Below are 13,355 nucleotides of genomic sequence, written 5' to 3'. Positions count from 1 at the left end.
AAAAAATCCCAATCGGCACGCCCCTAACATAAATGCGCCTTTGGATACATCTTGGTGATGGTCACTGACTTGCCATTCGGCGCGTAGTGATACTCGGGGACCGCCATGTTGTGCGGGGCCGGGGAACCCTTGATGACCCGGCCGGACAGGTCGTACATCGACCCATGGCAGGGACAGTGGAAGCCCCCGAGCCACCACGCCGTCACCGACGCCTTCTTGGGGCCTTCTTGGGGCGGTAATGGGGGATGCAGCACAGGTGATTGCAGATGCGGATCATCACCAGCCACTCGGGCTTGCGCGCCCGGTACATGTTCTTGCAGTAAGGGGGCTGCTGGGGGACATCGCAGTTCGGATCCTTCAGGATGCCTTTCTTCTCGGCCTCGGTCAGGGTCGTCAGCATCTCCGGCGTGCGGTTGACGATGATCACGGGCTTCTTCTGCCACGGGACCGTCAGCTGCATGCCCGGCTCGATCGGGGCCAGATTAACGGTCGTCGATGCCGCCGCGGCCTCGGCCGCGGTCGGCTCGAGGCTTTCCACCAGGGCCACTGCCACCGGTACCACGACACCGGCACCCGCCACGGAGGTCGCCGCAATCAAGAAGCGACGCCTCCCCAGATTGGGATTTTTCTGTCTGTCTTGCGGATCCCCATTCGTTTTCGCCATACCATCACCTCAACTTTCACTATCATCATTTGCCTGACCCAGGGGTCCAAGGTCGGCTCGTCAGCAATTGCCTTGCGCTGTCTCCTACCCGGTGGCCGCGCCCGCCCCCTCCATCCACTCCCGGGCCTGCACGCGCTGGCCGCGATAGGGGTGGCCGGTGGCGGCCATGAGCGCGACATAGGCGGGCATCAGGGCCTCGGGGGTCGGCCACGAGGCGGTCCGCCCCCTCCATCCACTCCCGGGCCTGCACGCGCTGGCCGCGATAGGGGTGGCCGGTGGCGGCCATGAGCGCGACATAGGCGGGCATCAGGGCCTCGGGGGTCGGCCACGAGGCGGTCGGGGCCCCGGGGTGGGTGCGCAGCCGCATCTCGGTGCGCGCCGGGCCGGGGTCGAGGACGTGCACCCGGACCGGGGTGTTGCTCAACTCCGCGGCCCACATGAGCGCGAGGTTGTCGGCCCCGGCCTTGGCCACGCCATAGGCCCCCCAGTAGCCCTTGGGGTGGGCCGCGCAGGCATCGCTCGTAAAGAGCACCGCGCTGTCGGCGGCCGCGCTCAAAAGCGGCAGGCACGCCTGGGTCAGCAGGAACGGGGCGGTGAGATTGACCTGCAGGGTGTGGGTCCAGGTGTCGTGCGGATGGAAGGCGAGCGGGGTCAGCATCTCCAGGACCGCGGCGTTGTGCAAGAGGCCCTCCAGGTGTCCGACCTGATCGGTCAGCGCCGCGGCGAGCGCCGTGTAGTCGGCGGGGGTGGCGACCGCCAGATCGAGCGGGTGGGCGATGGGGGTCGGGGCGCCCGTGGCGACGATCGCGTCATAGACCGCCTCGAGCGCCGCCACCTGCCGATCGAGCAGGATGACCTCGGCGCCGTGCCGGGCGTAGGCGAGCGCCGCGGCGTAGCCGAGGCCCTGGCCGGCACCGGTCACGAGCACCGCGCGGCCGGTCAGGGCCTCGGCCGCGGGCATGGGATGGGCCATCGGGGACTCCTTCACTACAGGGTATGGACGTAGGCGGCGAGCGCGGTCATCTGCGCGGTCGACAGCTTGCCGGCGACGGTGCGCATGATGGCGTGCGGGTCATTGGTACGGGTCTTGTCCTTGAACGCCTGGAGCTGGGCGATGACATAGGCCTGATGCTGACCGGCCAGACGCGGGAACCACGGCAGGAGTCCGCGACCGGTGGCGCCATGACAGGCCATGCACGCCGGCAGGTGGTCGGCGATCTTGCCGCCCATGAAGAGCTTGCGCCCGGCGGCCACGAGCTTCGGGTTCGCGCTCTGCCCGGGGGCCGCGACCGGTGGCGCCATGACAGGCCATGCACGCCGGCAGGTGGTCGGCGATCTTGCCGCCCATGAAGAGCTTGCGCCCGGCGGCCACGAGCTTCGGGTTCGCGCTCTGCCCGGGGGCACCCTTCTGGCTGGCGAAATAGAGCGCGATCGCGCGGATCTTGTTGCGCGGGATCATCGCCGCCATGCCCCACATGATGGACTTGGCCAGGGGGTCGGCGCGGGTGTGGTTGCGGAAGTTTGCGCGGGATCATCGCCGCCATGCCCCACATGATGGACTTGGCCAGGGGGTCGGCGCGGGTGTGGTTGCGGAAGTCCTCGATCTGCTTCACGAGATAGGGCTCGCCCTGACCGGCGAGGTTCGGGAACTCGCCCAAAGGCGAGATGCCGGTCATGCCATGACAGGCCGAACAGGTGCTGGCCACGAGCGAGGGCATCTTCGGGTGCGTGGCCACGAGCGGCGGCGTGCGCCCGGTCAGAAGCCGCGCCTTGACCGGAGCGGCCTTGGGCTTGGCGGTCTTGGGCTTGTGGGTCGCGGTCTTGGCGGCCTTCGCCGATGACACCGGCTTTCGCGTCGCCGCCGGGTTCGCGGCATAGGCGGCGGTCATGACTGCCAGTCCCAGTCCCAGTGCTAAGCCCCTGTATGTGACTTTCATATTACGAAAACCCCCTTCTGCGCCTGAAAGCTTGTGGGCCCCTTGCGGTGACCTGTCCCCTTCCCGTGGCTCGTTGACTCGTCATATCGAATCCTGGCATACGCGCCCCCGAGGCTCAAGGAAGTGGGTGACATTTATCAATTAAATACTAATATGTTGGCTTGTGGCACCCTGTAACGTGCGGGTGGGCGGCACGGCGCCTGCACACCGCCACAAATGATCGGCACCTCGGACGGGCGCGAGCGATCGGGGCACGCTCCCTATCCGCGCCCAAGACCCTGTTGTATACAAATGATCCCGACCGTGCGTTTCACCGCCCCCTCGACCTGTCCCGCCCCGAACGCGCCGACGACGCGCGGCGCCAGTCCCCAATAGCGAGGGTCAGACAAATGCCGAAAAGTTCCATGCGCCGCCGAGACGACACCAGGTCCGGCATTGGGCGGCACGCAACCATCCGCCGATGGCGCGGACTGTTTCTATATGGCAATGGTTGCCCGTGGCGGTCTGCGGCCGGAAAGGGCCGGTCGCGGGGCGAGACCGGATAGGCCCGCGCCCGCCCCTGCCTCACGGCGACTTGAATTCCAGGGCGCGCGCGTAGACGGCTTTTCTTGAAGCCCCGGTAATGGCGACGGTCAGATCCACCGCCTGGCGCAATGGTAGCGCGCCGATCAGAAGGGCAAGCACCCGCTCACCCTCGCCGATCCCGGAGGCCGGCGGCGCGCCGCGCACGACCAACACCGATTCGCCGCGCGGCGCCTGCTCGCGCGCGCGCGATGCCAGCTCGCCCAGTGTACTCAACCGGCCTTCTTCGAAACGCTTGGTGAGTTCGCGCACAAGGGCCGCCTCGCGCTGCCCCCCGAAGGCCGCGCTCAGATCACCAAGGCTTGCCGCCAGACGATGCGGCGACTCGTAAAAGACGAGCGTGCGCGGCTCCGATGCCAAGGCCTCGAAATAGGCCCGGCGCGCCGCCGCCTGGGCCGGCGGGAACCCCTCGAACACGAAACGATCACAAGGGATACCGGCCACCGAAAGGGCCGCGATCACGGCACTCGGTCCGGCCACCGCATACACCGGCACGCCGGCTGAGCGCGCGCCTCGCACCAAGAGATAGCCCGGATCGCTGATGAGGGGCGTGCCGGCATCGCTTATGAGGGCGATGGCCTCGCCGGCGCCAAGCCGCGCCAAAAGGCCCTCCAGACGATCGCGCTCGTTGTGGTCATGCACGGAGACGAGCGCGGTGCGGATATCCCACTGCCGGCACAGGATCTGTGAGTGACGCGTATCCTCGGCGGCGATCACGGCCACCGATTGCAGGACCTCGCGCGCGCGCGGCGACAGGTCCTGGAGATTGCCCAGGGGGGTGGCGACGACATACAGGCCCGGAGTCATGCGCACCGTCGCCCGGAGATAGACATTTCACGCGCCGTTTCGGATACTTGACTCATGAATCGTTCCTCATCGCCGCGCGTGGCGCGCCTCTTTGGCACACTCCTTACCATAAGCCTCATAAGCCTCGGTCTTGCCGGCTGCGTACCGACGCTGCGCCCGAGCACCCGGACCATGACCGCCACCGGCGCCGCGCGCGCGGTTCGGCACGGCCATTACATTAAAGGTTCCCAAGCCTACCAACATCTGGCGCGCCACTCTACGGGCACGACCCGCGCCCGCTACGCCCTGAGGGCCGCCGAGGCCCTGGTGCGCGCCGGCGCCCTGCGCGCCGCAGACCAGGAGCTGCACCGTGCAAAGCCGCCGCTGACACAACGACTTGCCGCGCACAAATACGCGCTGATGGGCGAGATCGACGCGGCGATGGGCCACCCCGCAAGGGCCTACGAGGAGGCGCGCAAGGCGCAACGCTACCCGAATCTCCCGCCGCAATTGCAAGCCGAGATCGGCCGCATCGAGGCCCAGGCCTCGTTGAGTCTTGGGCACCCGGTACGCGCCGCGCGCCACATGATTGCGCGCGAGCGCCTGCTGGTCTCGCGCCGGCGGCTCACCAATAACGAGACCGCGCTGTGGCACGATCTCGCCGCCCTGCCCCGCGCGCGATTGCAGCGCCTGTACGATGAGGCCCCCACCAGCGCGGTGGGCGCCTGGGCCCGGCTCGCACTGATCGCGCGCCGTTATCCGCCGCGCTCGCGACGCCTGCGCGCGGCGATCGCCAAGTGGCAGCATCGCTACCCGAAATTCATGCCGACATCGACGTTCCTGACAATGATCCTCGGGGCCAAAGGCCACCCGCGTCCGGCGCCGCGGGCCGTGGCCCTGCTGTTGCCGTTGTCCTCGCCGTTTGCCAAGGCCGCGAAGGCCGTCGAACGCGGCTTCGTGGCCATGGCCAAGACCCATCCGCTGGCCGGCAATCCGGCCATTTACATCTATGACATCGGCAGCAACCCGGCGGCGGCCGCGCACTACTACCAGCAGGCCGTAAAACGCGGCGCGCAGTTCATCGTGGGACCGCTCGGCGCGGGCGCGGTCGCCGACGTCGCCGACCACGCCCGCTTCACGGTCCCGACCTTGCTGCTCGGTCTTGCCAAAAACGGTCCGCGGCACAACCCCCGGCACGTCCCTGTCTACCAGTTCAGCCTGGCACGCACCCTGGAGGCCCGGCAGGCCGCCGACCGCGCCTATCTCGATGGCCATACCCGCGCCGCGATCCTGTACCCCAATTCGCCCTTTGGACATCGCATGCGCCGTGCGTTCGCCCGGCGTTGGCGCCACCTGGGCGGCCTCGTGGTGGCACAGACCTCCTACACCCCCGGATCTACGGGCTATGTACGGCCGGTGGAGGACCTGCTCAATATCACCCAAAGCCGCGCCCGCTATCGCCGCCTGCAGCGTATCCTTGGCATGCCGCTTGCGTTCACCGCCCGCCGGCGGCAAGACGTGGGCTTTGTGTTCCTCGTGGCCGATGCCCCGGACGCGCGCCTCATAAAGCCGCTGCTCGACTACGATCACGCCGACACCCTGCCGGTCTACTCCACCTCGTCGGTGTTCACCGGACGGCCGGATCCGGTCTATGACCGCGACCTGGATGGGATCATCTTCGGCGACATGCCGTGGATGCTCGTCGGCAATGGCCGCATGGGCCGCTTGCGCCGCACACTGCCCGACGCCCGGCGTTATGACTTCACCCCGTTTGCGCGCCTCTATGCCTTCGGCGCCGACGCCGAGGGCCTCGTCGGGCGCCTGGATCGCTTGAGCCTGGGCGGCGGCGGGCGCTACAACGGACTTACCGGGGGACTTAGCGTGCGCCGCGACGACGTCATCCGGCGCACACTCGTATGGGCCCAGTTCCGCAAGGGTATCCCGCGACTCCTGGATACCTTCCTGCCCTATCGTGGGCTTTTTTCCAAGCACAAACGGACCATCCGCACGATCGGTCGGTCGTGACCGTGCCGCCAAGGCGCGCTATATTCTGGCTCTAGGAGAGCATCACCATGTCCGAAAGAGAGACCGAGGACGCGCTGGTATCGCGCGTCCTGCACCATTTCGATGAAGGCATCCGCACCAAGCAAGGCTGCCAGGCGGAGCTCGCCCCGCAGATCGCCCGTGGGGCGCAGGTCATGATCCACGCGCTCTTGAGCGATCGCAAAATCCTGTCCTGCGGGAACGGGGGATCGGCAGCCGATGCCCAGCACTTCTCCTCCGAACTCCTGAACCGCTTCGAGGCCGAGCGGCCCGGCCTCCCGGCCATCGCCCTGACGACCGACGCCTCGACCGTGACGTCGATCGCCAACGACCATCATTTCGAGGAGATCTTCGCGCGTCAGGTGCGGGCCCTGGGGCACGCGGGGGATGTGCTGCTTGCCATCTCGACCTCCGGCAATTCCGCGAACGTCATACGGGCGGTACAGGCCGCCCATGAACGCAGCATGATCTGCGTGGCATTGAATGGACGCGATGGCGGAGACCTCGCCTCCATCTTGACCGAAGAGGACATCAATATCTGCGTGGCGGGCCCGTCGACGGCGCGCATCCAGGAGATCCACCTCATGGCCATCCACTGTCTATGTGACCTCATCGACTATCAGCTCCTCGGGCAGGACTGATATGGGACCGCGGAGGGCGCGCGGGTTAACGGCGGCGCTCGGGGTGCTCACCCTGGCGCTCACCCTGGCAGGCTGCACCCCGCTTTTGGTCGGGGGCGCGGCCACCGGGGCCGGCATCGCGAGCAGCCGACGCTCGGCCGGCACGGTCGTCGATGACACGTTCATAAAGTTTCGGGCGGAGGCCTTGATCGCCGCGCACAAGAACCTGCACCGCGCCACCCATGTCGATGTCACCTGCGTCAATGGCTCGGTCCTGCTCACGGGCGAGGCCGACAACGTCCAGGACCGCGCGCGCATCCTCAGTCTGGTGCGGCGCATACATGGCATCCATCGGATCATCGACCAGCTGCGTCTTACCCCGCCGAGTTCCTTTGCATCACGATTGGCCGATTCGTGGATCACCCTGCGCGTGAAATCGGCGCTCGTCGCCAAGGGCCTCGACGTCGCGCGCATCACGGTGGTCACCGCGCATCGCGTAGTCTACCTCCTCGGGATCGTGCCCCGATCCGTGGGCGACAAGGCGGCGCTCGCCGCCAGCGTCATCCCCCATGTCCGCAGCGTCATCGAACTTTTTCAGTACACCGTGCATGATCACCGATAAAATGGGCGGATCCTGGCGGGAGGGCGTGGAGCGCGCGCGCGCCCTGCCACGACCGCTGGTGTTCACGAACGGGTGCTTCGATCTCCTGCACCGCGGCCATGCCACCTATCTCGAAGAGGCGCGCGCGCTCGGGTCTTCGCTGGTGGTCGCGGTGAATGACGATGCGTCGGTGCGCCGGCTGAACAAGGGCCCGGAACGCCCCATCAATCACCTGGATGACCGCATGGCGGTGCTCGCGGCCCTGGAGAGCGTGTCGCTGGTGCTGGCCTTCGAGGAGGACACGCCCCGCGAACTGATCCTGGCGATACGCCCCGATGTCTTGGTCAAGGGCGGCGACTGGCCGGTGGCCTCGATCGTCGGCGCGGACCTCGTTACCGCGGGCGGCGGGCGTGTGCTGTCCATTCCGTTCCGCTTTGAGCGCTCAACCACGGCGCTGGTGCGCGCGATCCGTCATGACGGCCGTCCTTGAGCCCCTGCAGCGGGCCTTGGCGCGCGTGGTGGGCGAGGACCGCGTGCTCACCGATCCCGGCGACCGGCACGTCTACGGTTACGACAACTCCCGCAAGCACCACCTCCCCGACGCCGTCGTGTTCGCGCTCACCGAAGACGAGGTGCGCGACATCGTGGCCGTCTGCCGCGCCCACAAGACACCGCTCATAGCGCGCGGGCGCGGCACCGGCACCGCCGGCGCCGCCGTACCGGTGCGCGGCGGCGTCGTGCTCTCACTCGAACGCATGCGGCGCATCATCGCAGTCGATCCCGATAATCGCCTCATGCGCGTGGAGCCCGGGGTCACCAACCAAGAAGTGCAGCGCGCGGCATCGGCGCACGGGTTTTTTTGGGCCCCCGACCCCACCAGCGCCGCCTATTGCAGCGTCGGCGGCAATATCGCCGTCAATTCGGCCGGTCCGCGCGCGGTCAAGTACGGAACGGTACGCGAGAACACCCTGGGCTTGCGCGCCGTGACCGGTCGCGGCGAGGCGATACGCACGGGGGTCGACACCACCAAGGGCGCCGTGGGCTATGACCTTACGCGCCTTTTGATCGGCTCCGAAGGGACACTCGCCATCATCACCCAGGCGACCTTGAAACTGACCCCGCAAAGCAGCGCGCGCCGCACGCTGCGCGCGATCTACGACGACATGCACCACGCGGCGGCTGCGGTCTCGCGCATCATGGCGCAGCCGGTGACGCCCTGCGCCCTGGAGTTCCTGGACGGCGCGGCGATCGCGATGGTGCCCGATTTCCACAAAACCCTGCCGGCGCACGCCGGCGCGCTTTTGCTCATCGAGGTCGATGGACCGGAGGCGGCGATGGATGAGGCCGTGGCGGCGGTGTCGGCGGCCGCCCGTGGCGCGGGACTGCTCGATCTCGCCGCGGCCACGAGCGCCGGCGAGGCCCAGGCGCTGTGGGCGGTGCGCAAGGCCCTGTCACCCGCGCTGCGCACGCTGGCCCCGAACAAGCTGAACGAGGACGTCGTGGTGCCGGTCTCGCGGATACCGGAATTGGTCGCCGGGCTGGCCGCCTTGAGCCGCCGCTTCGGCATCCCGATCGTGAACTTCGGGCATGCCGGCAACGGCAACATCCACGTCAACATGCTCTATGATTCGCAGGACGCGGAACAGGAACGGCAGGCCCGCCCGTGCCTTAGCGAGGTGTTCGACCTCGTATTGCGCCTGGGCGGCACCCTGTCGGGGGAGCATGGCGTGGGCATGGAGAAACGCGATTATGTCGCGCGCGCGATAGACGCCCCGACGCTCGCGCTCATGCGCGCCATCAAGGCGCAATTCGATCCGGATGCTATCCTGAATCCTGACAAGCTGTTTCCGCTCATCTCATGATCCGCTATCGAAGGAGGTGTCCCATGTCGTATCGCCGCTGGCTTGCCCCACTACTGGCCTCATCTCTCGCATGCGCGACCGCTTATGCCGGCAACATCGGCAACGTGGGCGCCTTGAGCCAGGCCCAGTTCCAGAATCTGACCGGAGATCTCGGCGCGGCGCTCAGTTATAAAGACATGATGCCGGCCGCGCCCCTTGGGATCACCGGCTTCGATATCGGGCTTACCGCCATGGATACGCGCGTAGCTCAGGGCGGCGCGTTACACACGGCCACCGGATCGGGCAGCAACAATCTCTTCGTACCAAGCCTCCAGGCGCAAAAGGGTCTGCCCCTCGGCTTCGATGTCGGGCTCACCTATGGTCGCGTGCCGGGCAGCAATGTGCGCGTCGTCGGAGGGGATGTCAGCTATGCCTTGATCGGCGGGGGGCTGCTCGCGCCGGCCCTCACGGTGCGCGGGACCTATACGAGAATGACGGGGGTGAGCGAGATGGGTCTGAACACCCGCTCGGTCGAGCTCTGCCTCTCCAAGGGCTTTGTGTTCATCACCCCCTATATCGGGGTCGGGCGGGTGCGCACCGTCGGCACCCCGCATACCGGCACCTTGTCGGCCGTGACCGTCGACGAGACCAAGGAGTATGTGGGCGCCGACATCAATATGGGGCTCCTCAATCTGGATCTCGAGGTCGACCGCATGGGCGGCTCCACCTCGTACGGCGCAAACGTCGGCTGGCGCCTCTAAGTTCCCGTCCGCGCCACGCCGCCGGCCGACAGGGCGGGCCGTCCCCGGCCCGCCCCTCATCCGACGACATGGCCGCGCGCCCCGGTCAATGACCGCCGGCCTGCAACACCGACATCTGCCGGGCATTGATCAAGGCGGGCCTGGCCCCCGTGAAGGGCTCCAGATTGTGGCCGAGGAGCTGGACGACATACCAGCCATGCCCCTTGCGCGCCACCACCTTGAAATGCAGCATCGCCATCGACACCGCCGCGGTATAACTCTTGCCGACCGCAAGGACGCCAGGCCGGGCCGCGCGGGCGCACCCGCTCAATGCCATGGCCGTGACCGCCGCCGCCAGAAACCGTCGATAAGACTCACGCATAACACACCCCTGTACACGACGAGGGTGCAGTATGAGACAAGGCGGCGCGCCACGCAAAGCGCCACGGCCGGCACCGCCTACTCGCGGTTCTGGTAGGCCCCGATATCGTAATGGCCGGTCCGCGGCCGTCTGGCGCCATTGAAGTCGTGGCGCACCGAGGCGAGTCGGGTGCCGGCATCAATGGCGGGGCTGTTGGCCTTCAGGGTGAGGCTCGTGGTGCTGGAAAAACGCGGATTGGCCGCAAGCGAAGCCAGGTCGAGCCCGGTCTCCTGCTGCCATTGCGCAAGCCCCAGGCCATAGAGGCCCCTACTATCCCACTCGAAGGTGACGCCGGCCGGGTCCCAGTAGAGATTGTGGTCGATATGCAGCGTGCTGATATCGGTCATGGCGCCCGGGGCAACCGTGACCATCGGCCGCGTAGAGAAATCCGCGATCAGGTTGTTGCGGATGGACACGTTGGTGGCCCCCTGACCTATCTCGGATTCATTGGAGACATAGATGGCGGCGTGACGGTCGATCGCCGTGTTATAGCACGAGTTGTTGTAGATCTCGGCATTGTAGGAAGACGACTCGGCCAGACACGCGCTCTGGTCGTTGGTGATGACGTTGTTCTTGACGATGCTGTTGTAGGACTCGTAGGTCTTGCCGGGGAGCAGGTACTCGACGCCCGTGGACTCGCCTAGCATGATGCCGCGGCTGTAGATGTTGTTGAGGGTGTTGTCCTCGAAGGTGATGTTGCCGGCGTTGCCCTTGCAGTACATGCCGATCGAGGCGACGTTATAGACGGTGTTGTGGGCCACCAGCACGTTTTGCGAGCCGACCATGTCCACCCCCTGGGCGTTGCTGCCGGGGGCGGCGTTGTTGTTATGGATCTTGTTGCCCCAGATCACCACGTTTATAGACGGTGTTGTGGGCCACCAGCACGTTTTGCGAGCCGACCATGTCCACCCCCTGGGCGTTGCTGCCGGGGGCGGCGTTGTTGTTATGGATCTTGTTGCCCCAGATCACCACGTTGTGGGCGGCCTGCACGAGCTTGACGAGGTCGTTATGGGCGCCGGAGATGTCATTGTCCACGAGCTTTACGTCCGGGACCGAGATCTGCACGGTGTATTGCTGGGCATTGGTGATATTGAGCCCCTTCACCTCCCAGTAGGTGGGCGCCCCGGTGGTGTTGTAGAAGAACACATCGTTCATGGTGTTGCTGCCGTCGATCGTGACCTGCTGGTTCTGGTAGGGTTCCAGGGTGATCCAGCCGTTGGCGGTGCCTGGGTGATCGATGGTGATGCCGCCCGGATAGGTGCCGCCCATGACCTCGATCGTGCCGCCCGGCCCCACCGCCTCGATGGCATGCTGGATCGTCAGAAACGGCGTCTGCGGGCTTAGCCCGTTATTGCTGTCCGAGCCGGTCGTCGCGACATAGTACGTCTGGCCGGTGCCGGCGCCCGGGGTGTTCAAGGCAAGCCCCATGGGGATGGTGCTGCCGGTGATGGGGGTGGTTTAGCCCGTTATTGCTGTCCGAGCCGGTCGTCGCGACATAGTACGTCTGGCCGGTGCCGGCGCCCGGGGTGTTCAAGGCAAGCCCCATGGGGATGGTGCTGCCGGTGATGGGGGTGGTCACGACCGATGCCCCCCCGATCATGGCGGCGTACGCCCAAGGGCTGAGCCCGCATGAGCCAAAGCACATCGCGGCCAAGATCGACCAAAAGACCGCCTGGGTCATCGAATGGGATGATCCGAACAGTGGGCGCGGCATAAAGTGGGATTCCTCTCAAGGCAGAGTCCACCCCCGGCCGCCCGGGATACGGGCCAGACACGGGGCATGCATGACGATGCGCATACTGTCGCAGAGATAAGGGGACGCCTATCGCTTTCGGACACTCGCTAAGGGCTCGCGGACCGGCGGGTGAGGGCTGCGCATTCTGGGCGATAAGCGGTTGAATATACAAATAGAATAAGTGCAGATCCGGGGGTGCGACGGGCGCCCGGGCGATCACCGGGATGGGGTCGCGCGCGACCGGCCGCCGCCGCATCTGCGGCCGGGACCGTCGCTCACGGGAAAGAGGAGACGCGAACAGAGACCTGCAGAGGGATGCTGCGGGATGCTATTTGACGCGCCGTAAGGCCGGCGCCTTGCGCGGCGCCGCGCCCTCGGTGGGGGGCGTGGCCGGCGCCGGCGGTTCAGGCTCGTCCTCACCCTCGAACGACAATCCACGACCGTTCTCGCGCGCATAGATCGCGAGCACCGCCATGATGGGCAGGCTCACCAGGAACGGCTGGCCGCCGAAGCGTGCCTGAAAGCTCAACATCTCGTCTTGGATCGCGAAATTACGCACCGCGCGCGGATCGACGTTCAGCGTGATGCGACCGTCCTCGACCCGCCCCGGCGGGACCTGCACGCCCGGGCGCGCGGCATCGACGAGAATAAACGGACTGAAACCGGATTCGACCGCCCACTGGTAGACAGCCCCCACGAGATGGGTCCTCAAAGCCGCCATCAGCGCCGCATATCCCGCTCGGCATCCGTCAGGCTCGACCGAAATGGCTTGCGCGCGAACAGGCGATCCGCATAGTCCAGGATCGGTTTGGCCTGACGCGGCAGCTCGATGTCGTAATGGGGAAGCCGCCACAGGAGCGGGGCCAGGGCGCAGTCCGCGAGCGTGAACTCCTCGCCCAAGAGATAGGGCTGATCCTTGAAGATCGGCGAGATGACCGTGAGACCGTCGCGGATGATGGTGCGCGCGCGCTGCGCCAACCGCTTGTCTTCCCCCTCCATCTCCGGGAAGAGATCATACCAGTCGCGATTGAAACGCCACAGCATCAGGCGTGCCCGGCCGCGCGTCACCGGGTCCACGGGCATGAGCGGGGGGTGCGGCAGGCGTTCGTCCAGGTACTCTATGATGATATGCGACTCGTAGAGCACGAGGTCGCGATCCACCATCGTCGGAACCTGGTTGTAAGGGTTCAATTCGGCGAGTTCTCGCGGTTTCTTCTTGAGATCGACGTGGATGATCTGGCACTCTACGTCCTTTTCCAGAAGGACGATACGCACCTTATGGCTGAAGGGGCAGGTGATTCCGGAATACAGTGTCATGATGGGTTTACGGACGGCGGGAATAGCCATGCTCATCTCCATGCCCCGACCAGGGTCGGACCTACAGC

Annotated in this window: 18 protein-coding genes; 7 read left to right on the top strand and 11 right to left on the bottom strand. The window is 66.4% G+C overall.

The genetic code is table 11. The features are described 5' to 3' along the window. Positions 1-23 precede the first annotated feature (23 nt). The 4 genes from C4901_RS18390 to C4901_RS03300 are packed head-to-tail and all read right to left on the bottom strand — an operon-like array spanning position 24 to position 1,966. The gene (locus C4901_RS18390; RefSeq protein WP_240611819.1) at positions 24-206 is read right to left on the bottom strand and encodes a Rieske 2Fe-2S domain-containing protein; all 183 of its coding nucleotides are present in this window, start codon (positions 204-206) and stop codon (positions 24-26) included. Beyond that, positions 203-664 (bottom strand): ubiquinol-cytochrome c reductase iron-sulfur subunit, encoded by a 462-nt coding sequence (gene petA / locus C4901_RS03310; RefSeq protein WP_240611818.1) that lies wholly within the window; start codon positions 662-664, stop codon positions 203-205. Before petA ends, C4901_RS18390 begins: the two co-directional genes overlap by 4 nt. A 25-nt stretch (positions 665-689) precedes the next feature. Next, on the bottom strand, positions 690-1,637 hold the full coding sequence (locus C4901_RS03305) for an SDR family NAD(P)-dependent oxidoreductase (protein WP_110136122.1): 948 nt from the start codon (positions 1,635-1,637) through the stop codon (positions 690-692). Positions 1,638-1,651: 14 nt separating this feature from the next. After that, positions 1,652-1,966, bottom strand: coding sequence for a c-type cytochrome (locus C4901_RS03300; RefSeq protein WP_110136121.1), 315 nt, complete (start codon positions 1,964-1,966; stop codon positions 1,652-1,654). Positions 1,967-2,359: 393 nt separating this feature from the next. On the opposite strand from C4901_RS03300, the gene C4901_RS03290 reads away from it, so the two are divergent. After that, positions 2,360-2,542 carry a hypothetical protein gene (locus tag C4901_RS03290; protein ID WP_110136120.1) on the top strand — a complete coding sequence of 61 codons (183 nt, stop codon included), beginning with the start codon at positions 2,360-2,362 and terminating at the stop codon, positions 2,540-2,542. A 623-nt stretch (positions 2,543-3,165) separates the two neighbouring features. Here C4901_RS03290 and rsmI read toward each other — a convergent pair. Beyond that, positions 3,166-3,990 carry a 16S rRNA (cytidine(1402)-2'-O)-methyltransferase gene (rsmI, locus tag C4901_RS03285; protein ID WP_110136119.1) on the bottom strand — a complete coding sequence of 275 codons (825 nt, stop codon included), beginning with the start codon at positions 3,988-3,990 and terminating at the stop codon, positions 3,166-3,168. A gap of 54 nt (positions 3,991-4,044) precedes the next feature. Between rsmI and C4901_RS03280 the strand changes: the two genes are divergently transcribed. Genes C4901_RS03280 through C4901_RS03255 form a run of 6 tightly spaced genes read left to right on the top strand, consistent with a single transcriptional unit; the run spans position 4,045 to position 9,835 of the window. Next, positions 4,045-5,994 carry a penicillin-binding protein activator gene (locus tag C4901_RS03280; RefSeq protein ID WP_110136118.1) on the top strand — a complete coding sequence of 650 codons (1,950 nt, stop codon included), beginning with the start codon at positions 4,045-4,047 and terminating at the stop codon, positions 5,992-5,994. 47 nt (positions 5,995-6,041) lie between these two features. After that, positions 6,042-6,653 (top strand): phosphoheptose isomerase, encoded by a 612-nt coding sequence (locus C4901_RS03275; protein ID WP_110136117.1) that lies wholly within the window; start codon positions 6,042-6,044, stop codon positions 6,651-6,653. Position 6,654: 1 nt separating this feature from the next. Beyond that, on the top strand, positions 6,655-7,254 hold the full coding sequence (locus C4901_RS03270) for a BON domain-containing protein (RefSeq protein ID WP_110136116.1): 600 nt from the start codon (positions 6,655-6,657) through the stop codon (positions 7,252-7,254). Beyond that, positions 7,241-7,723 carry a D-glycero-beta-D-manno-heptose 1-phosphate adenylyltransferase gene (rfaE2, locus tag C4901_RS03265; RefSeq protein ID WP_110136115.1) on the top strand — a complete coding sequence of 161 codons (483 nt, stop codon included), beginning with the start codon at positions 7,241-7,243 and terminating at the stop codon, positions 7,721-7,723. Before C4901_RS03270 ends, rfaE2 begins: the two co-directional genes overlap by 14 nt. Beyond that, the gene (locus C4901_RS03260) at positions 7,707-9,095 is read left to right on the top strand and encodes an FAD-binding oxidoreductase (protein WP_110136114.1); all 1,389 of its coding nucleotides are present in this window, start codon (positions 7,707-7,709) and stop codon (positions 9,093-9,095) included. Before rfaE2 ends, C4901_RS03260 begins: the two co-directional genes overlap by 17 nt. 23 nt (positions 9,096-9,118) lie before the next feature. Further along, entirely contained in the window at positions 9,119-9,835 is a 717-nt protein-coding gene (locus C4901_RS03255) for a hypothetical protein (RefSeq protein ID WP_110136113.1), read from the top strand. An 85-nt stretch (positions 9,836-9,920) separates the two neighbouring features. Here the strand turns inward: C4901_RS03255 and C4901_RS03250 are convergent, their stop codons facing one another. The 6 genes from C4901_RS03250 to C4901_RS03225 form a co-directional block, all read right to left on the bottom strand. Continuing rightward, the gene (locus C4901_RS03250; protein ID WP_110136112.1) at positions 9,921-10,196 is read right to left on the bottom strand and encodes a hypothetical protein; all 276 of its coding nucleotides are present in this window, start codon (positions 10,194-10,196) and stop codon (positions 9,921-9,923) included. A gap of 77 nt (positions 10,197-10,273) precedes the next feature. Then, positions 10,274-11,089 (bottom strand): right-handed parallel beta-helix repeat-containing protein, encoded by an 816-nt coding sequence (locus C4901_RS03245; protein WP_110136111.1) that lies wholly within the window; start codon positions 11,087-11,089, stop codon positions 10,274-10,276. Then, the gene (locus C4901_RS18805) at positions 11,061-11,651 is read right to left on the bottom strand and encodes a right-handed parallel beta-helix repeat-containing protein (protein ID WP_145960604.1); all 591 of its coding nucleotides are present in this window, start codon (positions 11,649-11,651) and stop codon (positions 11,061-11,063) included. The genes C4901_RS03245 and C4901_RS18805 overlap by 29 nt, the downstream gene beginning before the upstream one ends. Continuing rightward, on the bottom strand, positions 11,584-11,814 hold the full coding sequence (locus tag C4901_RS17215; protein ID WP_145960603.1) for a hypothetical protein: 231 nt from the start codon (positions 11,812-11,814) through the stop codon (positions 11,584-11,586). The genes C4901_RS18805 and C4901_RS17215 overlap by 68 nt, the downstream gene beginning before the upstream one ends. A 484-nt stretch (positions 11,815-12,298) precedes the next feature. Beyond that, a complete protein-coding gene (locus C4901_RS03230; RefSeq protein ID WP_110136108.1) occupies positions 12,299-12,691 on the bottom strand; it encodes a stringent starvation protein B in 393 nt (130 codons plus the stop codon). Continuing rightward, on the bottom strand, positions 12,691-13,317 hold the full coding sequence (locus C4901_RS03225) for a glutathione S-transferase N-terminal domain-containing protein (protein WP_065969142.1): 627 nt from the start codon (positions 13,315-13,317) through the stop codon (positions 12,691-12,693). Before C4901_RS03225 ends, C4901_RS03230 begins: the two co-directional genes overlap by 1 nt. Between the last annotated feature and the right edge of the window lie 38 nt (positions 13,318-13,355).

It is taken from the genome of Acidiferrobacter sp. SPIII_3 (assembly GCF_003184265.1).
GTDB lineage: Bacteria > Pseudomonadota > Gammaproteobacteria > Acidiferrobacterales > Acidiferrobacteraceae > Acidiferrobacter.
This window is presented reverse-complemented; position numbering and strand designations above follow the sequence as displayed.